This window comes from Prevotella sp. P5-108 (assembly GCF_002251385.1).
Classification (GTDB): domain Bacteria; phylum Bacteroidota; class Bacteroidia; order Bacteroidales; family Bacteroidaceae; genus Prevotella.
In genome coordinates, this window is sequence record NZ_NPJJ01000043.1 from 1 (window position 1) to 23661 (window position 23661).

Annotated in this window: 26 protein-coding genes and 1 pseudogene; 2 read left to right on the plus strand and 25 right to left on the minus strand. The window is 43.1% G+C overall.

What is annotated here, in order from left to right; all coding sequences use genetic code 11:
• Positions 1 to 139, minus strand: a pseudogene (locus CIK95_RS12875) (IS1380 family transposase); the annotation flags it as partial.
• Between the two features lie 169 nt (positions 140 to 308).
• On the opposite strand from CIK95_RS12875, the gene CIK95_RS08120 reads away from it, so the two are divergent.
• Both CIK95_RS08120 and CIK95_RS08125 read left to right on the plus strand, forming a co-directional pair.
• Entirely contained in the window at positions 309 to 809 is a 501-nt protein-coding gene (locus tag CIK95_RS08120) for a nucleotidyltransferase domain-containing protein (RefSeq protein WP_006743465.1), read from the plus strand.
• Between the two features lie 11 nt (positions 810 to 820).
• A complete protein-coding gene (locus CIK95_RS08125; RefSeq protein WP_006743466.1) occupies positions 821 to 1570 on the plus strand; it encodes a nucleoside phosphorylase in 750 nt (249 codons plus the stop codon).
• Positions 1571 to 1838: 268 nt separating this feature from the next.
• Here CIK95_RS08125 and CIK95_RS08130 read toward each other — a convergent pair whose 3' ends face one another.
• The 24 genes from CIK95_RS08130 to CIK95_RS08250 all read right to left on the minus strand — a co-directional run bounded on the left by CIK95_RS08130 (position 1839) and on the right by CIK95_RS08250 (position 23661).
• Positions 1839 to 2456 (minus strand): hypothetical protein, encoded by a 618-nt coding sequence (locus tag CIK95_RS08130; RefSeq protein WP_005812828.1) that lies wholly within the window; start codon positions 2454 to 2456, stop codon positions 1839 to 1841.
• Between the two features lie 17 nt (positions 2457 to 2473).
• Positions 2474 to 3658, minus strand: coding sequence for a hypothetical protein (locus tag CIK95_RS08135; protein ID WP_227713878.1), 1185 nt, complete (start codon positions 3656 to 3658; stop codon positions 2474 to 2476).
• Between the two features lie 50 nt (positions 3659 to 3708).
• Positions 3709 to 4107 carry a hypothetical protein gene (locus tag CIK95_RS08140; protein ID WP_005812832.1) on the minus strand — a complete coding sequence of 133 codons (399 nt, stop codon included), beginning with the start codon at positions 4105 to 4107 and terminating at the stop codon, positions 3709 to 3711.
• A 288-nt stretch (positions 4108 to 4395) separates the two neighbouring features.
• Positions 4396 to 5223 (minus strand): hypothetical protein, encoded by an 828-nt coding sequence (locus tag CIK95_RS08145; protein ID WP_005812835.1) that lies wholly within the window; start codon positions 5221 to 5223, stop codon positions 4396 to 4398.
• A gap of 67 nt (positions 5224 to 5290) precedes the next feature.
• Entirely contained in the window at positions 5291 to 6541 is a 1251-nt protein-coding gene (locus tag CIK95_RS08150) for a site-specific integrase (RefSeq protein WP_006743468.1), read from the minus strand.
• 37 nt (positions 6542 to 6578) lie between these two features.
• Positions 6579 to 6902, minus strand: coding sequence for a hypothetical protein (locus tag CIK95_RS08155; RefSeq protein WP_008655120.1), 324 nt, complete (start codon positions 6900 to 6902; stop codon positions 6579 to 6581).
• 3 nt (positions 6903 to 6905) lie between these two features.
• Positions 6906 to 7226, minus strand: coding sequence for a helix-turn-helix domain-containing protein (locus CIK95_RS08160; RefSeq protein ID WP_006743470.1), 321 nt, complete (start codon positions 7224 to 7226; stop codon positions 6906 to 6908).
• 148 nt (positions 7227 to 7374) lie between these two features.
• Complete coding sequence (locus tag CIK95_RS08165; RefSeq protein ID WP_006743471.1) at positions 7375 to 8637, minus strand: site-specific integrase; 1263 nt, start codon at positions 8635 to 8637, stop codon at positions 7375 to 7377.
• Positions 8638 to 8761: 124 nt separating this feature from the next.
• On the minus strand, positions 8762 to 9934 hold the full coding sequence (locus CIK95_RS08170) for a site-specific integrase (protein WP_009317644.1): 1173 nt from the start codon (positions 9932 to 9934) through the stop codon (positions 8762 to 8764).
• Positions 9935 to 10010: 76 nt separating this feature from the next.
• Complete coding sequence (locus CIK95_RS08175; RefSeq protein ID WP_094423238.1) at positions 10011 to 10994, minus strand: transposase; 984 nt, start codon at positions 10992 to 10994, stop codon at positions 10011 to 10013.
• Complete coding sequence (locus CIK95_RS08180) at positions 10960 to 11340, minus strand: hypothetical protein (RefSeq protein ID WP_094423237.1); 381 nt, start codon at positions 11338 to 11340, stop codon at positions 10960 to 10962. Before CIK95_RS08180 ends, CIK95_RS08175 begins: the two co-directional genes overlap by 35 nt.
• 211 nt (positions 11341 to 11551) lie before the next feature.
• Positions 11552 to 11959, minus strand: coding sequence for a DUF4134 family protein (locus CIK95_RS08190; RefSeq protein WP_094466753.1), 408 nt, complete (start codon positions 11957 to 11959; stop codon positions 11552 to 11554).
• A 90-nt stretch (positions 11960 to 12049) separates the two neighbouring features.
• A complete protein-coding gene (locus tag CIK95_RS08195) occupies positions 12050 to 12397 on the minus strand; it encodes a DUF4134 domain-containing protein (RefSeq protein ID WP_094466754.1) in 348 nt (115 codons plus the stop codon).
• The gene (locus CIK95_RS08200) at positions 12378 to 12857 is read right to left on the minus strand and encodes a hypothetical protein (protein ID WP_094466755.1); all 480 of its coding nucleotides are present in this window, start codon (positions 12855 to 12857) and stop codon (positions 12378 to 12380) included. Before CIK95_RS08200 ends, CIK95_RS08195 begins: the two co-directional genes overlap by 20 nt.
• 274 nt (positions 12858 to 13131) lie before the next feature.
• Positions 13132 to 14079 (minus strand): toprim domain-containing protein, encoded by a 948-nt coding sequence (locus CIK95_RS08205; protein ID WP_094466756.1) that lies wholly within the window; start codon positions 14077 to 14079, stop codon positions 13132 to 13134.
• A 67-nt stretch (positions 14080 to 14146) separates the two neighbouring features.
• Positions 14147 to 15265 (minus strand): AAA family ATPase, encoded by a 1119-nt coding sequence (locus CIK95_RS08210; protein WP_094466757.1) that lies wholly within the window; start codon positions 15263 to 15265, stop codon positions 14147 to 14149.
• 125 nt (positions 15266 to 15390) lie between these two features.
• Positions 15391 to 15729 carry a helix-turn-helix domain-containing protein gene (locus tag CIK95_RS08215; protein ID WP_094466758.1) on the minus strand — a complete coding sequence of 113 codons (339 nt, stop codon included), beginning with the start codon at positions 15727 to 15729 and terminating at the stop codon, positions 15391 to 15393.
• Between the two features lie 171 nt (positions 15730 to 15900).
• Positions 15901 to 16620, minus strand: a complete 720-nt coding sequence (locus tag CIK95_RS08220) for a hypothetical protein (RefSeq protein WP_254046444.1) — start codon at positions 16618 to 16620, stop codon at positions 15901 to 15903.
• Between the two features lie 286 nt (positions 16621 to 16906).
• On the minus strand, positions 16907 to 17290 hold the full coding sequence (locus CIK95_RS08225) for a helix-turn-helix domain-containing protein (protein ID WP_094466760.1): 384 nt from the start codon (positions 17288 to 17290) through the stop codon (positions 16907 to 16909).
• Complete coding sequence (locus CIK95_RS08230; protein ID WP_094466761.1) at positions 17290 to 17985, minus strand: hypothetical protein; 696 nt, start codon at positions 17983 to 17985, stop codon at positions 17290 to 17292. The genes CIK95_RS08225 and CIK95_RS08230 overlap by 1 nt, the downstream gene beginning before the upstream one ends.
• 142 nt (positions 17986 to 18127) lie before the next feature.
• Positions 18128 to 19333 (minus strand): site-specific integrase, encoded by a 1206-nt coding sequence (locus CIK95_RS08235; RefSeq protein ID WP_094466762.1) that lies wholly within the window; start codon positions 19331 to 19333, stop codon positions 18128 to 18130.
• 81 nt (positions 19334 to 19414) lie between these two features.
• Positions 19415 to 20923: a helix-turn-helix domain-containing protein gene (locus CIK95_RS08240; RefSeq protein WP_094466763.1), complete on the minus strand. Its 1509-nt coding sequence runs from the start codon at positions 20921 to 20923 to the stop codon at positions 19415 to 19417.
• Between the two features lie 334 nt (positions 20924 to 21257).
• Complete coding sequence (gene mnmE, locus CIK95_RS08245; RefSeq protein WP_094466863.1) at positions 21258 to 22631, minus strand: tRNA uridine-5-carboxymethylaminomethyl(34) synthesis GTPase MnmE; 1374 nt, start codon at positions 22629 to 22631, stop codon at positions 21258 to 21260.
• A gap of 157 nt (positions 22632 to 22788) precedes the next feature.
• Positions 22789 to 23661 carry a nucleoside phosphorylase gene (locus CIK95_RS08250; protein WP_094466764.1) on the minus strand — a complete coding sequence of 291 codons (873 nt, stop codon included), beginning with the start codon at positions 23659 to 23661 and terminating at the stop codon, positions 22789 to 22791.

The following is a 23661-nucleotide window of genomic DNA, read 5'->3' on the forward strand; positions in this document are numbered from 1 at the left end:
CTATCTCGCTGAACTGATATCCGAAGATACTGCTGCATCTCTGACCCAGTGTTGAGTCGATAACGGGTGAAAGCATGGAGTCAAATTTCTCCATGATTGAAAAAATTCCTCCAAAAGGTGTGAGTTTTTCGAATTTTATTTGTACCTTTGCAGCGCCTTGTTACGATTTTCGCTTGTTTTCTAATTGCAACACTAAGATAAGTGAAAAATCTGACACGGCAAAATCCTAGGCAACTTATTGTTGCTCAGGAACTTATAAATAAAGTTAAATTATAGTGTTGCGGAATTAAGGTTTTAATTGCAATTTTATGGTCACTTATTTTGATGCATGTGAGATTCTTGAAATGCTGTCTGAAGCATCTGTAAAGGTGTTTCTGGACGGCGGTTGGGGTGTCGATGCACTTATAGGCAGAGAAACAAGAATACATAACGACATCGATCTGTTCGTAGAGAAGAAAGACTATGGTAAGGCCATATCCGTGATTACCTGGAAGGGATACAGAGAAGTTGTAATGGACTATACGACCGATAGCCATACTGTCTGGAAAGATGACAACGGAAGAATAATCGATCTGCATTGTTTCGAATATGTCGAAGATGGAATTCTATATGACGGATACACTTTCCCAAGCGAAACTTTCTCAGGTAAAGGAAATATCGGGAATATTGAGGTAACATGCATAAACCCGGAGGCACAGGTACAGTTCCATCTTGGATATGAATACGATGAAAATGATGTCCACGACGTCCTGTTATTATGCAGAACTTTCAATCTTGAGATACCGGAGCAATATAAAACTCACATCTGATTCAATATGCTATGATTACTGATAGTTATGATATTGAAACTGAACCAATGATCAATCTGTTTGATTTCTACGGCAGACGTGGAGATTTTGCAGATATATGCCTGATAATATTCTCGAAGGAGATTCATCGGCATTTACTTGATTCCTACGAATCTGAAATTATTGCAACTATGCCGGCTTGCAATGGCGATACGCATATCTATAAAACAACTTATAAAGGAGTTACGATAACTTTCTACCTGTCAGGAATAGGTTCAGCAGTAGCATCCTCTCAATGTCATCTTGCAAGCTGGCTAACTGGAGCATCAAAGTTCATTATGTTCGGTTCCTGTGGCAGTCTTGACCGTACAACCACACAAGGTAGATTTATCATACCGACACAAAGTTACAGAGGGGACGGGTGTTCATATTATTTTGCAGCACCATCCGACTATATTGATATAGCCGCAAGCAAGGAACTTTCCATAATTTTCGACAAATTATCTGTACCATATATTACAGGTAAAATATGGACGACAGATTCGATGATCAGAGAAACAAAAGGACTTGTACGCAAACGTATGGAAGAAGGGTGCATCGCTGTAGAAATGGAATTGGCTGGAGTTCAATCTGTGTGCGACTTCTACAATTTGAAGTTGTATGCTTTTTTTGAAACAGGTGACATTTTGGATACAAATGGATATGAAGCCAAAGGCTTGAACAATGCCAACCATAGTTTAAACAAACTTTATATTGCTTTAGAAACGGCAACCTACATCTGAAGTATATCAGAATTGTAAATTCCCATTTAGCGGACTATATAAAAAGTATTCCATAACCATCTATACGTGGTTTACGGAATGCTTACTTTATAACAATTAGGTTTACACTCGTTTATTTTGACGGTGCAAAGTTACTCATGCTATCTGGCTCCCACAACGGGCAATAGTGCACATTTTCAAGAAAATGACGTTTTCAAGAAAAAAAATATCCCTACAAACTTAGACTATGCCAAGTTTCGTAGGGATTTTGGAGGGTATAAACATTAGATTACTTCGTCCAGTGGTAGTGACTGTCGAGCATCAGGAAGATAGCCAAGCCGAAAATAACGAGTCCAAGGACAAAGAAGAACCAGAAGAAATACTGCACATAGTGTCCGAGGTAGGTTCCGTCGTACTCCTTGTACCTTTCCTGAACCCTTCTACGTTCTTCATAAAACATTTGATTGACCTCACGGATATGCTTCTGCATCTGAGTGGTCATCCATTCATGTTGTTTGTCGAACATGTCCTGAATCTTCTTCCAGTCAACATCATCGACTCTGACTGAAACCTTCAACTTGGTTGGGGCATCCTTCAGAACATTGTCAATGTGGGTATTGATGGTGTCAACCTTACCACTGATAGTGTCAACGGCATTGCCAAGAGCAGTCTGAGCTGAATTGTACTTACGGATGGCAGACTCCAGTTGAAGAGTTGCATTGATCCAAGTGTTGGTCGCTTTGTCAATGTTCTCACTCAACTGCCTGAGTTCAGGCGCACGACTGACAACAGCATCCTCGGCATCATGCTCTTCAATCTCTTCCTGGACTTCGTTCATCATGTCATCGAAGTCAGGCTTCTGCTCGTCATCTTCGATGAGTTCTTCTACATGTTTTGTTCTTCTCATTGATATGTAGGATTTGTCTAACGGTGGAATGAACGTCTTTTCTGCGGTGGCTTGCACATGGCATGAGCCATCTGGAGGCAACGGCGAGCCCGCTCACGCTCGTCTTCGTCATCATCCTTACCCCAACCAGAGGAAGGAGCAGAACCACCACCGCCACAAGATTCGGACACGGTTGTTGCTGCATCAATCATATCAAGGAAGAGAAGCATACCTACATGAGAAATGTCCTCTCTTGATGCAGTCATATCAGAATCAGGAACCTGAACCTCATTGAGGAAGATGTCCTTGACCGTGTTCGGAATATAGATTCTCTTCATTTCACCGCTAACATTGACATTGAAGGCAGTCTTGGTAGCAACTGGCAATGGCTTAGAATTGGACTGGGTAGGTTTCGTTGTCTGAGCAACATGGCGAGCAGGGCGAGCCGGTGAAACGGAAGGTGAAGCAGGTCGCATCTTGACCTGAGTAGGCTTAGGATGCATCTTCTTCCATGTGGCTTCAAGCTGTGATACCATGAACTTTCGACCGATGGCAGAAGCCTTGAACACTGAGGCATTCTTGCCGATGGTGTAGCCCACAAGTTTGCAGTTAGTAGTGTCATACCTTGGATTGACCTCATAGCCTCTCATGCGAAGCATATCAAAGTAACGGTCAATGTCGAAACTATCCATCTTCTGAAGGGTATATTCGCAAAACTCCGCTATATCTTGTTGGCGCATTTCACGAACCTCCTGAGGTTGCTCCCAACCATGCCTTGCGTTGATAATTTCCGCAGCCCTTATTGCTCTGATGTGAACATCGTGAACATCGTTGGTCTTGCCGTCATTATCCACACGGCAACAGTCAAGATGCAGGTGAAGGGTTCCAGACTTGGAATCCCGATGCAAGGCAGCAACACTCATAGAATTGCGGAAATTGGTCTTGACCTTCTCCTTAAAGCCTTTGGGTAAAAGTCCGACTGAATCCAAAGCTTCCAATCCTTCATCAGCGAGGTTTGCCCAGTCATCCAAGGTATAGTTCTCTGACTCTTCCTTGGATGGGGAGAGTACAAACGTGGTCATGAAGCGTTCCAACTTTCGCCCAACAGTCCTGTCCTGTTGATGCAACTGGCAGTGATGCTTCATCCGATACCAGATTTCGGTGGCATCGAGATAGTCAGGCATGTGGTTCACCTTGACCACGGTTGCATCCTCCTTCTCCATTGCGTACCTTGCGGCATTGCCGCCATAGGCTACTGGTCTTGCGAGTATAATCATTCGTCTTCTTGAACTTTGGTCAGTACAGGAGAAGTAAGGTTGTCTTCAATGCTATACCAGTGTTTGATGAGTCGTTCAACGGCTTCAATCCACCACTTCATGAACTTTGGAGATCTGAACATCTTCTGCTTTTCCTCGGGTGAAGCATCGTGCAACTTACTGCGGACTTTTATCAAGTCGGTACGTGCCTCAGTCAGAGAGTTCAGGGCTTTGCTTTCCTCTGGAGTGAGTCGCTGACGTGGGTGATGCTTCTTGCCAGTCTCAACGAGATACTTGCCTATGCTCATACCACATTCCTTAGCGAGTTTTTTCAGTTCCTTCCAGTCCTTATCGGTACAGCGGAAGGAATGCACCCTTGTGGGTGTCTTCTTGATAATCTTCTTTTTCTTAGCCATATCTTTGAATATGATTAAAGGGATGAATATAAATCAGTAAAAAAGAAGGACATAGGTCTGCGAGCCTGCGAGTAGCCCGAGAAACTTTTAGGACTGCATAAATTTGGTCACAAATAATGTAGTACAAAAGGATTTCTCGAAAAGTACCTCTTAAAAATCGGTCCTTTTACCTGCTAAGTTCCCGTCAGGGCTTAGAAAGTCGTTTCGGCTTGCCGTGTTGTCCTGTATCGGTAAACGTCCTTTGGGATGGTTTGGCGGTGCAGGTCGCATTCCTGAGTCCTCAGACGGCTATTTGTTGCCGTTCTGGTTGTAGTAGCCGTTAGGCTTCTGATAGCCGTTGAAAGGCGGTCTTTGATTGCCGTTAGGCTGTTGTGGCTGCTGTCCTCCTTGCTGAGAAGGTATCTGCTCATGCTGCTTCCCTTCATTCTGCTTGCCATCGGCTTCACCTTGGGGAGAAGGGCTGTCAGCAGACTGCGGGGAATTGTTTTCAGGAGGTGATGGTGACTTGTTGCCATCTGCTCCAGACTTACCCACATTGCCACTATCATTAGATTGTGGTGATTGGTGCGACACATTGCCAGTTGTCTGAGGATTGTTGCCCTCGGCAGAGTCATTGGATTTGTCATCGGCAGAAGCAGAACCTTCCTTGTCCTTCTTCTTGTCATCAGGATCCTCAGTGATGATGACCTTGGAGGCAGGAACTTCCGCATGGATGATTGCCGTACTGTCGTTATTGCGCTTTAAGGCAAAGGCATTCGACACGAACTTGGCATCAACATACCAGCCTGAGAGACAATGAAGGGTGTAGATGCGGTTATCTTCCACTTCCTGAGAAGAGAAAATGCCCACAGCCTCCATAGCATCCAACAGCTTTGGAACCGTCTTGCGGTCTTTGTCCCAGAGTTTGGCAAGTTGGGTATTGTCAACCATAACTTGACCTGCCAAGATTTCTACTTGCTTGGTCTTGCTGATTTGCACAAGTTTTGGAACTGGCTCGGCAAGATCCACAAGCGACATGAAGCATTCCATACGGTCAATCTTGTACTTCTTGCTTCGAAGATGCTTCAACTGCTCTTCAGAGAAAGTGAAGCAACGATGTAATTTTTTATCGTCCATAGTCTATGATATTATTGAAATGTAACCGAATAAAGGGAAAAGGAATATGCCATCAAAAAGAAGAGAATCACTGGATAAGTTCAACCAGGGATTTCTTCATGTCATCATCAATGACTCGGTATCGGGCAAAAGCAACGCTGCCTTTGGCATGACCAGACATAGAAGCAACCAAATCAGGGTCTTTGACCATGCGGTAAAGATTACCGATAAAAGTCCTTCGTGCAAGATGAGAGGTAGCCACATCTGAGATTGGCTTCTTCTCTTCAAGCCGTGTCTTAGGGTTAATCACAGTGACAACACGATTTACCTTGGCACGCTTCAAGATTCTACGGATAGCATCGTTGAACTTGAAGTTATAATGCTTGGGGAAGATTGGTTCATCATCACCATGGTCATGGCCATCAAGGATAGCCATAGCCTTGGGGATAAGAGGAACCCTTACAACGTCACCTAACTTGCCCTTGGTCTTGATGGGGATATATTCCAGAACACCGTCAATAATGTTCTTGGGGGTGAAGGTCACAAGATCACTATGACGGCATCCGACCATACACTGAAACACGAACATATCACGATACTCAGCAAGTTCTGCATCATCCGTTAGGTCTGCATCCAGAACTTGGTCACGCTCCTGAATGGTCAGGAAATATGGAGTGCCATAGAGTGCCTTGGGCATGTCATAGCCAAAGAAGGGGTCATTGTTTGTGACTCCCTGCTTTCGTACCCAGTTGCAGACGGTACGCATCAAGGTCATGTTAGTGACGATGGTATTCATAGATATGTCATAGTCAGAAGACAGGAAATCCGCAAACACACGAAGATCATCGGCAGTCATGCTGTCAATGTTCATCGGGTGTTTGTGTTCATCCTCAAAACGAGTAACCTTGTCAATCAGGCATCGGGTGTTGCACTCCTGATGCTTGCCGAAATGCTTGTTCTGAAGGTACCTCTCTGCCCAGATGACAAAGGATTTGCTTACCGCCATGCCACTGCCCATGCAATAGGCATTGGGGTGGTGATAGGCAAATATCAGTCGTCTTAGCCAGTCGGAGTTTGCTCCGATATAGTATTCCCTGGTTATGATACCTGTAATCTCCTTGACCTGTGAGTCAAAGAGGTTTCTGGTATCGTCATCCACAAGATTGACACGGCTCTTGTAGCCCTGTCGTTCTTGGCTCCAGTGATTGGGATTGATCTGAAGTTCGCTTGCGCACTTGACATCAAGCCCTTTGTCACGGACACGGAAGTACACCGAAGCACGGCTGTCAAGGTCGTTCTTCGATGTATCTTTCTGACGTATGTAAGCGGTAACTCTCATTGATATGTCTATGATATGACAAAAGGGAAAGAAGAAACTATCTGCGGAAATGCAGGTGACGATGCTCGGGATAGTCCGAAGCAATGTCCTTCAGCTGCTGTTCAAGTCGCTCGTTCTGGTATGGAGTGAGCGCATGGATAGCCTTGATGCAGACACTCTGCACAAGCAGGGTTCGTCTGCCGATAGTGTTTTCTTGGTCAATGCCCTTGTTGGCATGTGAAATCTCGCACAGTTCATTGAAGGCATCCTTCATACTGTGATAGCCTGTGCCATCCTTGGCATAGGTAACGGCAAGGCTGGCTACCTGAGCCAGTTTGTCGTTGTACTGCTGTTGATTGAAATCCTGATTCATAATACTCATTGATTAGTGGTTGGCAAGTTCATTCAGCTTCTGGGCTGCTGCCTCCTTGGTCTCAGCCTCAGACATGCTGCGGTTCTGACGCATCCACTTCAGAAGTTCAGCCTTCTCAAAGTAGATGAGTTTGCCGTTTGGACGGAAGAAAGGAAGCTCATGACGATGGGTCATCTTGTAGAGACTGCTCTTTGATATACCCATGAAAAGGGCTGCTTCTTCAAGTGTCAATACCTCCTTGGCTGCGCTGAGAGTGTTCTCCAGAACCTCGATGCGATGCTCAAATGACTCTACCTTCAAAAGAAGAGTCTCGTTGTCAATAGTCTTATTCATAATCTTGATATTTAGTTGTTTACGTTATCCTGAATGCTTGGTTTTGAGATAGCAAGCCCCTAAGGGTAGCGGAAACCACTACCTTGAATCAGGGCACTGCTTTTGATGAAATGAAACTGGTTGTTATCCTGAATCGGCTCGTTAGCCGTTATTCGTTATCCTGTATATCTATGACCTTGCGAGGGTGCGTGTTGGTCGCTGCCGTTCGCTTGGTTCGTGGAATCTTCTTGTTCTCGGTGTGTGGCTTGCGACTCCTGAATACCGTCTTGGTATTGGAGATAGCCTTGACCTTTTCCTCAGTCAGCACGTCTGCATAGACTGCGGTTGATTTGAGCGACTTGTGACCCATGAGTTTCTTGGTGGTCTCGATGTCACCAGTAGCCGCTTGGATCAATGTGCCAAAGGTATGTCGGGAGGTATGGAAGGAGATTGTCTTCGTGATACCTACCTTCTTGGCTATTCGTTTGAGAGCTGCATCCACATTGGCATGGGCAGGAAGGTGGAAAACCTTGTCATCCTTCTTGGGTGGCATCCATGCTTCTGCGGTTGAGCAGATTGGGACGGCATTGAGTTCCTTGGTCTTCTTCTGGACGATTACAAGTGTGTTCGTTACCTCGTTCCTCATGATGTTTGACCATCGCAAAGCCCTTATGTCGCTGATGCGTAGTCCTGTAAGGCAAGCGAAGCCAAATGCCAACTGGGTTTCCCTGACTCCGTTAGTCTCTTCGGATGCCATGAAGAGTTTGAGTTCATCGGGTGTAAGGTACAGCTTGTGACCAGACTTTGGCTTGGAGATTGTGTCTTCCTTCTCCAACTGATAGAAGGGGTTTGCCTTCAACTTGCCAGTCTTGACTGCCTTGTTGAATACTGCGACAATGCGTTGCTGCATGTTCCGCAAACTGGCATTACTCAACGGCTTTGCCTTGACTCTCACATACTTCTGAGGTACATAGTCATTCTTCAGCCAAAGAAAGAATGCCTTGAACCATGTCTTATCGAACTTCATCAGAGTGATGTGCGGTCTGCGTTTGGCTTTCAGAAACTCCTTCATGCGTTCTTGAAGGTATTGAGTCTGCTCGACAGTCCTCTTGGAATATTCGGGATTGCCGTCCATCCACTCCATGTAAGTCTGGATCCAGTCAATGACTTCGGGTGAGTCATCGTTGGGAATGTCGGGTACAACCATCAAGTGACCTTTCTCGGGAATGGTCTCGGGATGAAGGACGCGCTCGGCACGAATCTCCTGCGCACGTTTCAAGGTAGCCTCGTTGCGTTCCTTTGTCTCTTGGTTAATCTCAGGGATTAGGTAGAGGGAAAGGAACTCAAACTTGCGCTTGCCATTCTCATAGATGTCAAGATACAGGCTCTTGTTGTCGTTTTCAAGGTCTTTTTGTCGAAGTGTGATGGTCATATCAATGATTGTTATAATTGGTTATACCACTGGGGTGAAACACCACCCTGGTTTATCAAAGGGGGTGATTTCAAGTCACCTCCCTTAACTCTTTGAAGGGGGGGGTACTTTCAAAGTACATCCTTTACTTGAACATTCCATCAATGAGGTTGATGGCTTCCTCCTTCTTCTTATCTACGATTTTCGCATAGATTTCAGTGGTCTGAATGTTGGTGTGACCCATCAACTTGCTTGTGGTGAACAGGTCTGCGCCAAGTGTCAGCATCATTGTGCCGAAGGTGTGACGTGAACAGTGGAAACTGATGTGCTTCTCTACACCTGCTGCCTCTGCCCATTTGCGAAGGGCTCTGCCTATGACGGTCTGAGTAGTTGGTATATCAAAGAAGGGAGTTGTTATTCCCTTTGGTTTTGGTAACCAACGCTTTGCCTCTTCAGAGAGTGGGATGATGACAGGCTTCTCCGTCTTCTGCATTTCCATGTCAATATACTCGCCCTTGCCGTCAGGAGTCTTGAAAATGTGAATCGGTGCAAGTTTGTACATATCACTGAGTCGCAATCCAGTGAAACAAGCAAAGATGAAGGCTTGCTTGACCTCTGGGCGGTAACTGTCGGTTGCCATGAGGGCTTTAAGTTCCTCAATGGTAAGGTATTCCTTCTTGCCATCCTTTGGCTGAATGCGCTCCTTGGCATCCAGTTCCTTCATTGGATTGTTTCGGATAATACCTTGACGGACAGCATTGTTGAGAGTAGTCGAGAACATGCCGAGGTAACGGCTTGCCGTGTTCTGGCTGATAGGTCTTGGCTCAATGTACTTGCAGTGTGAGTTTGGGAAGGTGCGAAGGAACTTCACATACCCACGGCAGAAATCAGCATTGACCTCTTCAAGGGTGATGAAGGTCTGATTGGACTCTTCAAGATATTTCTCCACGGTGTGAAGCATTTCAACACGACAATGGAGGGTTGACTTCTTGGTGCTGACTCCACCTTCACAATACTTCTTGATCCATCCTGTCAAGAGTTGTGAACCCTGCTTGACGGTTTCCCAGTCTTGCACTCCGTGACCATGGAGAGCCTTGATGCGCTCTGCCTTGATACGTTCTGCGAGTGCCATCGTTTCCTTGTTCTGCTCCTTGCAGAGTGGATTGACCTCAGGAATGATATAGAGTTTCAGATACTCATACTTCCTGACTCCCTTCCAGTAGATGTCAAGATAGATACTCTTGTTGCCATCTGCGAGGGATTTGAGACGAATCTTTATCGGCTCCTTCAGTTTGACTTGTTTCTTTGGTCTTGCCATGCTTGTATATTTTTTATTGGTAATTTACTCCCGAAAGAAGGGAAAATGAATTGGCTCACCCGATAAACCAAGGGGATTAGGCATATAGTTTTGTAAGTCTGAAAAGAAAGAACTTTATATCCGTTACTCCTCTTAAAGCAGCTCTAAACGCCTTTATTTTAGCATTGAATGATTCAGCAAAGGCATTAGTTGCTCTATTGACAAAGAAGTTCAATACTTCATCATAATGCTCGTAAAGTGTGGCGGCAATAACATTGAAACTCTTAAAACCGGAATCGTCCACTTTATTGTACCAGCGTGCAAGCGAGAGTCTTGCTGCATCTTTGATGGTATTCTTGGAAAATATCATTCTTAGCGAATGTGTGAGAGAATAAGCCTCTTTAAGGTCTGGATATATTTCAAAGAGCACCTCTGCTCTTTTCCTCTGACTTTCCGTCCATTTGTCGGGTGATTTGAAAAGCAGATATCTACTGCGAGCCAACAACTGCTTGTGGGTGTCACCGTTTGCAAGCACAATTGGAGTATATGCTTTGCCCAGGAATTTGGCCTCTTCTCTGGCCTCCGTATCTGCTTGAATGGCCTCCCATCTATATGCGATGCGCATCTCCTGCAAGGCATCATATGTAAGTTTCTGTATATGAAAGCGGTCTATAGTACGCATTGCATTCGGGAAACAGCGTCTGGCTATAAGCTGCATGGAATTCGACATATCCATTGTTATTTCCTTTACTATCTGTCTCTTGTCCTCGCCAATGCGCATAAGTGCTTTTGTGACAGCATCTGCCGCCACACCCTTTACTATCGCAACGATGGTACCTTTGCCTCCACGTGAAGATCTGTTGCTTACTATCGTGTACAACTCGCCATTGCTTGGAGCCGTTTCGTCAATGCAGAGGCTTTCACCTATGTTTTCGGGAAAGACAAGCCAGTCTTCTGCATGTGAAAGTTCTGACCATTCACGGTAGCCGCTGAGTACTTCCTTGTATTGCTTTTCAAACGTATCACCGTTTATGTGATAATAGCGGTCAAGCGAACGGGAGGTCGTAGGAATTGTCTCCATACACTCCTTTTAAAAAAGCCGCAAACTCTTTTGAGTAGCGGGTCCCTTCTGCCTTTAGGTTATAAGAGTCGGAGAAGTATCGATTATTCTGCTTGTCATACCATCTGCGTCTTCTGACAATTAAATCAACGCCTTTGTCGCGTATTGGGAAGTCACGTATAGTTGCGGCGTCACAGAACCCTTTGGATTCAATCTCTGTATTCTCTTTATATTCAGCCTTAACCGATTCGTCAAGATAGATGCGAATAAGGGATGCCTCTTCTTCTACACGTACTACTTCAAAATTTGAAAGTATCTCTGATGGCAGAATTAACTGTGCCAATGCTAAAAGTCCTTGATTATTCATGGTACAAAGGTATAAATAATCTATAGAACCAAAGAATTATCCCCATGGTTTATCGGGTGAGCCAATGAATTTTGCAGAGGGTCTGCGAGGTTTGGGCTTTTCGGATGCTGATATATCGTTTCTGCATCGTGATTATGCCCTTGAAAGCATGTGCAAAGATATGAAAATCAAGCCATATATGAGAAACAAATCAGAAACAAAAATCATTTTATTATATCTTTTTAAGAGTCGGTTGAGCAAGAATCGGAAAATTCAAAAATTCGCTTATTCGCTTGATACTAAGCACTTTATTTGTCACTTCCTTTCTTGTCCTTTCCAACCAATTTTGGAGGACTAAGATATTCTTGACATCCTGCTCCTCGTTGTTCATGGCGATGTAAACCGAGATCGCACCGACCACAGCAACAACGCCAGCGATGGCATAACAGAGCTTCACGACGAAAGGCACGTACTTCGCAATCTCCTCCGTGACGGTTGCCAGAGCATCAGTGCCGGCAGTGTAATCACCAGCGGCGTTCTGGGCATAGGTGGCAATGGTGCCACAGAGGAGCATCAAGGCAAGCGTCTTCATTCGCTTGGCTCCAAACAGATTTTTCGCAATTGTTTTGATTTTCTTCATTTGCTTTCTTTTGATTTACTTAATTTGTTACTACACACAATTATCTCTCCTGCAGGTTGAGATGTCTTTGTTATCCTTAATCTTTTGTACCTATACTATGTTATATCCGAAGAAGGCAGGGAACAGGATGGTGGCACCTATCATGAAAAGGCATGCGCCGATAAGCATCATGATGGACTTGGTAACATCTCCTTCGCCTGTATTCATCTTTATATATATCTGTAGTGCGCCAATGATGGCAACTATGGCTGATATGGCATAAAGGAGATAAACCACGTAGAGCATCATGGTCACTGTGAAATCGTGGGCATTGCTAAGAGCATCAGCTCCCCAGCTGTAATCAACACCACCACATTTGGCAGATGCCGACATGGGCCAGAGGAGCATGATGCCTGCAATGGCAAACAATTGATTGTATTTACATCTTATCCCTGGCATTCTTCTTCTCTATTTTTCGTTTGTTATGCTTCTCGTTGAGATTCTGCATAAACTCATCGGCAAAGAAACTGCACTGAGCTTTGGGGTCGATATGCTCCAAGTGCGCATCATTCTCTTCATTGAGTTCCTGGCTTGTTACGGGCTGCTCCGTCTGGGACGGTTGTGGAGTTTCCTCAACTACAGGAGGATTGACTACTACTGATTTGCCTGTTGGGTTCAAAACCCTAAGTCCATCCTCCGTAACCTGTTCTGTATAGGTGGGGACGCTTAAATCAGGGTCATCGCTGTGCTCTTCTACCGCAACAGGCAGCTCCTCGTTGGCCATGTCACTGACATCATAGGTCTCTTCTTCTGTACTTTTTTCACCTTTCTTTCCGTGGAGGTCTAAAGTGATCTGCACTGCGAAGTACACCACATAAGCAAAGGTTAGGACGAGTGCAAATATTACAAATCCTGACATTGTTCAATTTGATTTTTATGTTATCCAATATAATTATTATCATACTCGGAAGATAGACGCTTGTCCTGTGTTATCCCGAAATTCAGTGCAAAGGAACATATAATTCAACGAACAAAGAAAAATTGCAGGGTTAAGCGTATCATACTTAACACACATTACAAAATAAGTATGATTTTCTTTGAATAATCATACTATAAGGAGCGACTTTAATAAAAAAAGAGGCTCCGTTGAAGGAACCTCTCGAATAGTAGCATTGACAGTGGGGGAATATATGTTATACTGATTTCATAATACCGTTTATAACATCGTTGACATCCTTATAATTGGAATATCTGTGTGATTCATCAACGGTTTGACAACTATAGGCGTTTGTTATCCTTTGGGTGGCTTTAACACCTGCATCATCGTTGTCAAGGAAACAATGAATACATGTATAATCTGCAAGAAAAGGAAGCAGTAATTTTACGTTGCTGACAGAGTTGAGAACGATGTAGTCGCAGTCTTCTTCAACACATAAGTCAATATCCAACTGCCATTTCTTGACGCTGGCATAAGTCAACATGTCGAAAAGACCTTCAAAGACACAACAATGTGGGCATTGAGTGCCAAGTGGACGGACTATGGATATTGATTTTTTACCAATGCTCCTCTTGCTGTACTTGTTACGTGCTTCCATACCGCCTTCTATGTTCTCAAATGCAATGGCATAATAATGCTTATCATAGATGCTATAGTGAACTTCTTTACAGAACTCCTTTGCTACATCAAAGTCAACACGGCGTTGCAGGATATAATCTCGAAGATAAGGATGCGATAACTCAGCAATTAAATCGATTACAGTATGTGCATCCTTGTCTTCATCCCGACTCATTCTTTGGCCTTGCTTCCAGATCTCCTTTTCTTCTTGCTCTTTCATTCTTGCCAAAAAATCAGCTGCAAAATCAAGGTTGTGCTGTCGAATTTCGTTCTCCAGGAATGAAAGAACTTCATGGCTATTCCAGGTTGGTTTCATCTTCTGCACAAGGTTAATGATATTACCTCCTTGACCTTCGCCATAGTCATACCATAAGTTTTTGACAGGATTGACATTGAAAGAAGGAGATTGCTCTGACCTAAATGGGGACAGATACCAATAGTTTCCTTTGAAGACATGAGACTTATGGTAGCCTTGTGTTTCAAGGAACTGGATGATGCTTACAGATTTGATTTCGTCTATTGTCATTACTCTATGTATTTACGGGCAATCGTAGTTTATTATATATATACCCTTTAAACTTAAACTCATAAACTTAATTTTGAGGTCGAGGAATGGGGTGGTAGTGATAGCCGTCTTTACTCTTGGTTATCAGCTTACGCTCGTAGAATATCTTTAGCATTTCTTTTATTGCGTTATCCCCACGCTTGTAGCCTTCTTCCGCATAGGATGCACCAAGAGCCTTCACTAACTCAAGATACTTCTGTGGTGGCTCGTTGCCAAATACTTTCTGTAATACTCTTGTGTGAACATCGTCAGAAAGAGATGTGAGAGGTTTGTCTTTTGGCTTCACAACTGTAACATGATACCCCACATCAAGTACAGGTAGAGAATTGTCATCGATGTAAAACGCCCAGGAGGAGAACTCCTTGTCACGCATATGCATAGGCTTCACCTCACTGATATTGGCATCTTGCTTGTCTTTGCTAATAATCAGTACTGTCTCAGCCTTGTTCTCCAACTCTGTTCCTATATGGCCACGAGTGTTATTGTCATTCTTGTTCAGATGCAATACACAGTGTATATGCAGATTGTATTTGCTCGTCCATGCCATTAGCATTGTCATCACATCGGTGGATTCCTTAGCGTTGTTGATGTCATACATGAGGTCACGAAGACCATCTATAATGACAAGACCAACACCTTCAAAAGTTCTGAGAGCATAGTCAATGAGAGCAATACGTAGTGAGGGGGTAAACTCCCTGAGCCCATAGAATCTTATGCGTTTATCTTCCTTGTTCAAACTAAGACCTGCCAAGCGATAAATACGCTCAATCACATTATGACAGTGGAACTTACTTTGCTCGGTGTCAAAATACAGGATCATACGCTTCCCCTCTGGCAGACTTGCACGGTAGTTAAGTACAGTTGTATTAGTGACGGCAGCTGCTACCATTGCGGTGATATTGAAAGTCTTTTTGCTTTTTGCCTTTCCTGTTGATGCACTGAAATTGCCAAAGGTGGCAATGGTGCAATCTCCAACCCAGAGTATCTGAGGAGGGACGGGTGGCTTCTCAGAGGCTTTTATTTCTCCTTGCCTGAGATAACTGTCAAGTTCATTGTCGTTGAAACTGCTTTTACATAGCATCCCAACTTCAAGTGAACCTGTTTCTGGTTCATCTTTGTCCCCTTTACTGTTTCTTCCTCTTGCCATTATTTTGTCTGTTTTGTTGCTTACACTTTGATGGGTCTATAACAACCTCGGATTTTTCCAGAAGGGCAGTCAGCTGGACATCAGAATAAATCCTGGTCATGTTCTTCTTTCGGCCTTTCATCTAATTAGTCTTTTGCTGGTTCTTTCCTTTCAAAAGAACAGTGGTTAGAGCGCATCCATCTCACTATCTCTTTCCGGTCAAAATAGATTGTCTTGCCCTTGGGCTTATAATGCGGAATCTCCATGTTCATCGTGAGCTTATATATCTGCGACTGTGAAACGCCAAGATATTCTGCGAGTTCAGTGGTTGTGAGCATTTCCTTAGTGATGTACAAACTGTTTTCAATCTTTTTCAGACGCTCTTCAAGCACTTCAGGCTCAACAGATTTGAGTTCACGGACTGTGATTTCTAACAACTCCACGCGTTTTGCGAGAATCTCTATGTCAATTTTCTTGTTTGCCATAATTACATGTATTAAATATTAGACAATGAGGGAGCTACCCCCGAAACGGAATCGATTCGGCGGCAAAGTTACCCTTTATATGTCTGCGGCAACTGACTATCCTCCTGACAGTTCTTTTTGTCAGGAGGATTGAAAGGGGAATTTGCTTTCAGTTGCTTACTTTAGTTTATTTCATTGCATTTCTTTCAGTTGATTTACAAGATTTGAATAAGCTTCATTTGGAAACGGTTGTGTTGATGCCCTAAGTTCTGTCAGGCGTGAACTAATTGCACCACGAGATGACGGCTTCATGGTTTTCTGAGGTGAAAGCAACTTGTTGTCTGCTATGAGTGATACCCAATTATGGGGAATCATCTTTTGCATTGAGAGAGCAAACATGAATTGAAGCACATGACGCATGTTCTGGACAACAAGGGGACGTTTCAACTTGCATCTGAAAAACAAATCCACAGTTCTTTCATCAACTGTATCAACAAAGAAATTCGACTCATTGGCGAATTGCGTGATGAGTCGAATCTGATTTTCATTGAAAGTTGCTAAGGAATGTGGAGTTTCTACCACATATTCAATGTGGTTGAATGAATGAACCATTTCTAAGAAATCTTTCTTCTCAAACTCTGGCAACTTGAAGAATTTTTCTACCAAATCCTTTCTTGTTGTAAGCAGCTCATAAATGCTGAAAAGATTCTTGAAATGGTTGCGGATTGATTCTTCTTCCTGAGAGAAAACGGGAAGATGATAACTGATAAAGTCGTTAACATAGCGGTCATACAACTTGCTGTCATTAACGATTTCCGACTGGTACTGCTCGTATGCAGCACGAAAGAGTGTCCAAAGCTCATCTTTGGAAGGCTCATTCTCCTGTTCTGGGCAATGATTAGAACACTGCAAACACAAAAAGAGAGAGCACAGAGGAGTTTTTCTTCTGACTCATATTGCTTTTTGTTATTGAAAAAATATATAATAAAAGTCCGCATGAAAGGGCGGACGAATACATGTTATCTCTGCTTGTAAACGATATATATAGTGTCATATTAGTGCAAAATTACAATATTACGGTGCAGTCTATTTGCACAGCTTGATAAATATTATATGTTACAATCATTTTGGGATATAAAATGAAAAATCTACATCAGAAAGTCCAATGTAGATTTCAATTGTAAGATGATATGGAAGATTATTTTCTTCTATTCGGTCGTTGGCGCAAGAGTTGATTTATCTCATCAGGAGTCATAGGAGCCTCGGTCTTGCATCCAGATTCCAGCCATTTAATAAGGTCGTCTTTGAAGAAAGTGTATTTCTTGCCTTTCTTGTTGACAGGAATCTGGCCATTTTGGATGTACAGGTACATGGTGGATTTCTTGATTTTGAGAAAATCACATGCCTCCTTCACATCCATAGGTATATGTTGTGAGGTTGATGGTTTATTGGCCTGACGGATTTCTTCACGCAAGACATCAATAGATTGTTCAAGCAAATCACATTTCCTGAGAATATTGGCCATTGCTCTTGGAATGTCATTAAAAGTTATCTCTTCGTACTCCATATAGTATTCTTCCATTAGTTATGATAGTGAAATTTGTAATCGTTGTTGTCGGGCACATCAATGCCAATAACACACTTACCTCTTTGTCTAAGTGTTCTTCTCATGCTTTCAATCTCAACGTCCTGAAGTTCTTGGGGGAAGCATTGCTTGATAAAAGTCGCTCTCTTTTGCCCACTCCAACCAAGTCTCTCACCGATGTTCCATGCATAGTGTCTAATATCGAGAGTGTTGAGTTTACCATTTGTATAAACAGGAATAATACAAGAATCTGGTACCTCATATAGTTTGATATTCTGGTTTAGTATTTCCAAGTTATCGTCAGTCATGTAGGGTGAGAAAACTGCATAAGTGTATTCTGAGACAGCATCAAAGATAGCACTTTTCCTGCTTTGCTGTTTAGCAATATAACGTTCACGCATTATCGTGACCTTATCTGTTTCATGAGAGTTGATCCCAGGATTGATGCTATTGTTGATGACAATATCCCTAATGGCCTGAGATTTGAAGATACTGAAAACTGTGCATACACAGATAACACATATAAAATAATAGAATATCATCGGCAAAGAAAAGAATACCTTCTCTGTCTGAGAGGTATGGCTCAGGTTTGTAATCGCTCCAAGAATTGTTGGAGCGATTACAACCAAAGCAGCGGTTACGAGGTTTGAAATGAGAAGAATCAAAAAGTTCTCTTTTAGCTTTTTTATCATTGCAACTGTACTTTTTTCGAGTTTTATGAATGCAAAGTTAGAGAGAATTCTTCTATTTACTACTATTTAGCACCAACAAAATGACCGCCTTAAACACTATTTATATTTCTCTGTTTCAGCGTTTTACATAGTGGTTTTGCTTTCACTTTTTTGTTTTGTTTATATCTTCTTTTCGGTTGGTTCCTGTTTGATTATTTTCACTTTCTGTTGTTTGTAATCCGTCTTTCACATTCGTTAACGTGATTCTGTTGGCTGCTTCGCGTGTTTTGGGGTCTGCATGTGAAGCGTATATCTGTGTTGTGCTCACATTCTTATGATTGAGCAGATGCTGTACTGTATAGATGTCTGTACCCATTTCGAGCTGCAGTGAAGCATAAGTATGGCGGAAGCAATGAAAGGTGATGTGCTTGGTGATTCCAGACGCTTTAAGCCATTGCTGCATTACTCCGTAGGTCATAGACCTGCTGAAACCTTCAAACACATATTCATCAGTAGTTTTGGGCATGATAAGTGCATAAGCATCTTCTCCAATAGGGACCTTCGTTTGTCTCTTTGTTTTCACACATTCAAAATCCAGATAGTGCCCACCATCTGCATAGCTACAAACATTATTCCATTTGAGGTTGAGTATATCACTGATACGCAGTCCGCTCAGACAGGAGAATAGAGCAGCTTTCCGAACAACAGGTTCAGAGCATTCTGTGTTATAAAGTCTCCTGACCTCTTCCAATGAGAGACTTTGCTTTACAGGCGGCGTACAAGGTATGTTATCTAACAGACTTGCAATATCGTCGGTAAAACGTCTTTCACGATAAGCCTTCGTCAAGACTTGCTTGAATATATTCCAATAGGCGGAAGCCGTGTTTCTTGATAAAGGCTTATTGACAATGTTTCTACCTCTTGACGATACTTTTGTATCAAGAAGATATTCCTTATACTTGTTACAGTACACCACATCAAGCATCTCAAAAGTACATTTGCCTTTGCAAAACTTCTCGAATTGTTTATACGCAGCATCACATTTTGCAAAGTTCCTGTTCACCATTTCTTTGAAATAGATCAGAAAATCTTCTTTAAGCCTGTCTTGATTAAAGAAGTCGTACTTCTCGTTAATTACATCAATGAACACTCTACAACGGATGGCTTCTGCCTTTGAGAGGATGATTTCATTGTACTGCTTCTGCTGGGCATTGATTGGATTGGCATAGATATACAAGCCAAGTGAGCGACGTCGAATTAACTCCATCGTCTCAGGGTCTCTGTACCCGGGCCAGAAGTCCAGGAACAGGGATTTGGTTCCGTTGCGCCTATCTCGCATTCGGAGTTTGACAGATTTACATACTTGCATATTGTTTTATTATTATTTGTTTTTGATGCAAAATTCCTAAATGATACAATGTTGACCTCAGTAAAGAGAAAGTAAATCATACTAATCAAGAGTAATTGATAGTAAATCGTCTTTTGAAAGACGTTTTTCCATCAATCTGTCGAACTCTTCTTTTCTGAAATATATGCATTTCTTCTTCTTTACTTTTGTGATTTTATAGCGTTTTACATAATAATGAACTATATCTTTTGATAAATGATACTTCTTCATTGCCTCCTCGACAGTGTAATATCGTTCGCGACCATCAAAATCTCCATTTTTCACTTGTTCGATATGCTGTTTAGAATAGTAGGTAGTACCATACTCCACCTTTGCGGGAATTTGATGGCGGTAGATAAAGGAGCGTACAGCATCTGCTGTCATTTTGTAGGTTGAACGCATCTCTTCCGGTGTAATCCAGTCTGTAATTTCCGAATAGTTGTTCTTCAGATTATACAGCACATCTATGGCTTTCTTCTCATAGAAGTTGAATCCTTTGAGTGCAATCTTTGGCGTTTTATGCTCTCTGGTCATTACACCTACATGTTTAACTCCCACCTTGAACATCTCTGCAACCTCTTCAGTTGAATAATAGCCATCTGGGGTTGGTGGGCATTTCTTCTCTTGGTGTTGAGCTTGGAGAACAAGCTTTTCGTCTCCGTCTGACTTTTCTGCTACTTTTGCATTTGCCATTCGTTCACGCATGACCTTATCAAAGTCAGTACGGAATATCATCGTAAACTTTCCACGTTTTTCCGTTCTGACATCAAAATGCTTCAAGGTGTAACTTACTTGGTCTTTTGATATGCCATATTTTTCCATAGCCTCTTCATAGGTACTCCAGTCAGGATCGATACTATCGTCCTTGCGTTTGATACAGTCAATATGCACCTTGGAGTAGAAAGCTTTCCCGTTACGGTTTACTCTTGGAACTTTGTGACGCATCACAAAAGTGATAACAGCTGTCCTTGTCATATTATACATATCCATGATTTGGTCAGCAGTGTAATAATTATCAATGTCTATCTCTTCAAGGAGGTCAGCAAAATGTGCGTCAATGGCTTTCTTGCTAAAGAAGGTGTTGCGTCCTTCATATATCTTGGGGATGCCCAGACGGTCACAACGCCCCCATACAGCCTTACGACCAATATTGTACTTCTCCATGATTTCCCGGAGAGTATAGTATTCCTGCTCCTCCTTTCTCTGATAACGTCTTTTCCGATAGGGAGTGGCATCATCAAACACACGTTCAATGTCTGAGTATCTCACAAAGGTCTTATTTCTTAACTTTACGGCTTTGATTAAGCCTGTCTGGAAATAACGATACACTGTAGGAAGACTGACATCGAACAGAACGCTCACGTCCTCGGGGGATAAAAATGCCTTATCACGCAGATAGTTATTTCTCTCTGCGTTTCGAAGAGATTCGGCATTTTCCTTCTCCCTTTTTTTCTTTTCTGCCTCTCGTCTCCGAAATGCGACACGTTCACACCCTCGACAGCAGTACTTGACCGACATTTTGGAAGCAACGAACGCTTTTCCGCATACTCCACATTCTTTAATTATCTCCATTTTACGCTTGCAATTCTGATGTTTTTTTCTGTAAAAGACCCCCGATTTTGTCTCAGTCTTTATCACATATTTTCAGTATTTCTCACGAGTGCCCTGCATAGCGGTTGTGACGGATAATGGAGGATTCTCAGTATTTCTCACGAGGTGTCCTACATAGCGTTTTGCCATTCCATTTGTTCGCACGATTGAAACGCAGGAACGAAATTTGAGCCAAAGTTACCTTGAAAAACTGGTATCAACAAATTACAAATGGAAAGTGTTAAAACGAAAAAAGCCACCAAAATGGTGGCTTATAAGCAGTTACAAAAACGTTTTGCAAGTATGGTCAGGCGGTCTATTTACCGATGCAGAAATGAGAGAAGATATTGCCAAGGACTTCATCCGTGGTGATGGTATTGCCCGTGATTTCGGAAAGATGAAAGAGGACTTGGCGTAGGTCTTCGCTTATAAGGTCGCCTGAAAGATTTGCGGAGAGACCTTCGATTACTCTCTGCAATGCTTCTTGAGACTGGCGTAGCGAATAGTAATGACGGGCGGAAGTGACGAGATAGTCGTTTTCATGTATCTCGGGAATGTTGGCGGCCTGGTATATGGCTTGTTTCAGTTCTTCCAGATTCGTACCGTACTTGGCACTGATGCCAATCTGGCGGAATACGCCTTTGGCTTGAGTGGGAGACTGGGTGTAGGCGTTGTGGTCAATTTTATTCCGGACGATGATAACCTTCTGATTGGTATCAATGGCGTCGATTGCAGTTTGCTCTTCTTCGTCAAAGGTGTCTTTGTCGGTCAGCCAGAGTATGATGGTCGCCTGCTTAAGTTTCTCGAATGTTCGTTCAATTCCAAGTTGTTCAATGGCATCATCTGTAGTTCGGATACCGGCGGTATCAATAAACCTGAACTTGATGCCATTAATAGTCGTAGCGTCCTCAATCACATCGCGAGTGGTGCCGTGGATGTCGCTGACGATGGCTCTATCTTCTCCTAACAACCTGTTAAGCAACGTGCTCTTGCCAACGTTTGTCTTGCCTATGATTGCAACGGCGACGCCTTCCTTGATGGCCTTGCCACTCTCGAATGATTTGCACAGACTATCAATCTTGTTCTCAATGCTTTCGGCCAAAGCAAGCAATTCTCCCCGCTCAGCAAATTCTAATTCCTCATGGTCGGAGAAGTCAAGCTCGAGTTCAAGCAGAGACGTGATTTTCAACAGTTTGTCACGAAGTATGGCCAAGTCGTTGCTGAAGTGACCTTTGAGCTGGGACATGGCTATTTTATGAGTCGCTTTATTGGTAGACGCAATGAGGTCTGCCACGGCTTCTGCCTGACTAAGGTCCATTTTCCCATTGAGGTAAGCGCGCATAGTGTATTCTCCGGGTGTAGCTTGGCGACAGCCTTTTTCAATAAGCATTCTAAGAATCGTGGCGGCTATGAACGTAGACCCATGGCATGAGATTTCAATAGAATCTTCTCCTGTATAGGAATGGGGTGCATGGAATACACTAACAAGGACTTCATCGACAACCTCGCCGTTGGAGTCTATGATGTTGCCGAAATGTATTGTGTTTGGGCGTGCAGATTTTAGAGGCCTCTTCGAGCTTGATATAAACACCATGTCAGCAATGTCAATCGCTCTGTCACCGCTGATTCTTATGAGTGAGATGGCTCCGCCTGCAGGTGTGGCCAGAGCGCATATAGTATCGTTGTTCATCATCTATATAATAAATATGTATATGTACCTCTAATATATATCCACGCCGATGGTGGTGTTGCTATATTCTATCAGCGTCATACCGTTGTCTCTTGTTTCTCACGTAGGACAATAGTATGACGCTGTTCGTTTTATACGAGATGTCTGTCAGGTCAGACTAGATTCTATCAAGTACTTCTATGATAAGATTGTCGATAGAATTCTTGTAATTAGCATTAGCTTCCTTGGCCACCCTGTTGGCAATTACCATACAGCAAGTCATGGCTTTGTGGCCCATGAGAGCGGAGAGGCCGGCGAGCGCGCTGGATTCCATTTCAAAATTGGTTATACGTAAGTCACCATATACGAAGCTCTCTACCTTCTCGTTCTGATGAGGGTCTGCCAGAGGAATTCTCAATTCACGACCCTGGGGGCCGAAGAAACCGCCACATGCGATGGTGATGCCTCTTACCATATCTTCGCCTGCAATGCGGTCTACCAACTCTTTGTCACCATCAATCACGTAGGGCGCTGAGAGAAGCGGACTCCAATTCATGTGCTTCTTAAATGCCTCCTCAAGTTTGAGGTCGCATACGTGGTTACGTCCGGCATAGAAGTTGAGCAATCCGTCGAAACCGATGCTTTTCACGCTGGCAACAAATGTTCCAACAGGTGTGTATGGCTGGAGACCGCCGCATGTACCAATACGTACAAATGTGAGTTGCTTGAAGGTTTCCTTCTCGTGTCTCGTCTTGAAGTCAATGTTGGCCAAGGCGTCCATCTCATTCACAACGATATCGATGTTGTCACAGCCAATACCTGTGCTTTGTACAGTGATACGTTTTCCTTTATATGTACCTGTGATGGTTTTGAACTCTCTGCTTTCTACTTCACACTCCTTGGTCTCAAAATGAGAGGCAACAAGTGCAACTCTGCCAGGGTCGCCAACGAGAATAATCTTGTCAGCGAGCTGTTCTGGCTTAACGTGCAGATGGAAAATGCTACCATCTGGGTTAATAATTAATTCAGATTCAGCAAAATACTTCATAAT

Excerpts from the sequence above, each read along its gene's own strand:
- CIK95_RS08120 (WP_006743465.1), top strand. The coding sequence starts at position 309 with ATGGTCACTTATTTTGATGCATGTGAGATTCTTGAAATGCTGTCTGAA.
- CIK95_RS08125 (WP_006743466.1), top strand. The coding sequence starts at position 821 with ATGATTACTGATAGTTATGATATTGAAACTGAACCAATGATCAATCTG.
- CIK95_RS08130 (WP_005812828.1), bottom strand. The coding sequence starts at position 2,456 with ATGAGAAGAACAAAACATGTAGAAGAACTCATCGAAGATGACGAGCAG.
- CIK95_RS08135 (WP_227713878.1), bottom strand. The coding sequence starts at position 3,658 with ATGGAGAAGGAGGATGCAACCGTGGTCAAGGTGAACCACATGCCTGAC.
- CIK95_RS08140 (WP_005812832.1), bottom strand. The coding sequence starts at position 4,107 with ATGGCTAAGAAAAAGAAGATTATCAAGAAGACACCCACAAGGGTGCAT.
- CIK95_RS08145 (WP_005812835.1), bottom strand. The coding sequence starts at position 5,223 with ATGGACGATAAAAAATTACATCGTTGCTTCACTTTCTCTGAAGAGCAG.
- CIK95_RS08150 (WP_006743468.1), bottom strand. The coding sequence starts at position 6,541 with ATGAGAGTTACCGCTTACATACGTCAGAAAGATACATCGAAGAACGAC.
- CIK95_RS08155 (WP_008655120.1), bottom strand. The coding sequence starts at position 6,902 with ATGAGTATTATGAATCAGGATTTCAATCAACAGCAGTACAACGACAAA.
- CIK95_RS08160 (WP_006743470.1), bottom strand. The coding sequence starts at position 7,226 with ATGAATAAGACTATTGACAACGAGACTCTTCTTTTGAAGGTAGAGTCA.
- CIK95_RS08165 (WP_006743471.1), bottom strand. The coding sequence starts at position 8,637 with ATGACCATCACACTTCGACAAAAAGACCTTGAAAACGACAACAAGAGC.
- CIK95_RS08170 (WP_009317644.1), bottom strand. The coding sequence starts at position 9,934 with ATGGCAAGACCAAAGAAACAAGTCAAACTGAAGGAGCCGATAAAGATT.
- CIK95_RS08175 (WP_094423238.1), bottom strand. The coding sequence starts at position 10,994 with ATGGAGACAATTCCTACGACCTCCCGTTCGCTTGACCGCTATTATCAC.
- CIK95_RS08180 (WP_094423237.1), bottom strand. The coding sequence starts at position 11,340 with ATGAATAATCAAGGACTTTTAGCATTGGCACAGTTAATTCTGCCATCA.
- CIK95_RS08190 (WP_094466753.1), bottom strand. The coding sequence starts at position 11,959 with ATGAAGAAAATCAAAACAATTGCGAAAAATCTGTTTGGAGCCAAGCGA.
- CIK95_RS08195 (WP_094466754.1), bottom strand. The coding sequence starts at position 12,397 with ATGCCAGGGATAAGATGTAAATACAATCAATTGTTTGCCATTGCAGGC.
- CIK95_RS08200 (WP_094466755.1), bottom strand. The coding sequence starts at position 12,857 with ATGTCAGGATTTGTAATATTTGCACTCGTCCTAACCTTTGCTTATGTG.
- CIK95_RS08205 (WP_094466756.1), bottom strand. The coding sequence starts at position 14,079 with ATGACAATAGACGAAATCAAATCTGTAAGCATCATCCAGTTCCTTGAA.
- CIK95_RS08210 (WP_094466757.1), bottom strand. The coding sequence starts at position 15,265 with ATGGCAAGAGGAAGAAACAGTAAAGGGGACAAAGATGAACCAGAAACA.
- CIK95_RS08215 (WP_094466758.1), bottom strand. The coding sequence starts at position 15,729 with ATGGCAAACAAGAAAATTGACATAGAGATTCTCGCAAAACGCGTGGAG.
- CIK95_RS08225 (WP_094466760.1), bottom strand. The coding sequence starts at position 17,290 with ATGGAAGAATACTATATGGAGTACGAAGAGATAACTTTTAATGACATT.
- CIK95_RS08230 (WP_094466761.1), bottom strand. The coding sequence starts at position 17,985 with ATGATAAAAAAGCTAAAAGAGAACTTTTTGATTCTTCTCATTTCAAAC.
- CIK95_RS08235 (WP_094466762.1), bottom strand. The coding sequence starts at position 19,333 with ATGCAAGTATGTAAATCTGTCAAACTCCGAATGCGAGATAGGCGCAAC.
- CIK95_RS08240 (WP_094466763.1), bottom strand. The coding sequence starts at position 20,923 with ATGGAGATAATTAAAGAATGTGGAGTATGCGGAAAAGCGTTCGTTGCT.
- mnmE (WP_094466863.1), bottom strand. The coding sequence starts at position 22,631 with ATGAACAACGATACTATATGCGCTCTGGCCACACCTGCAGGCGGAGCC.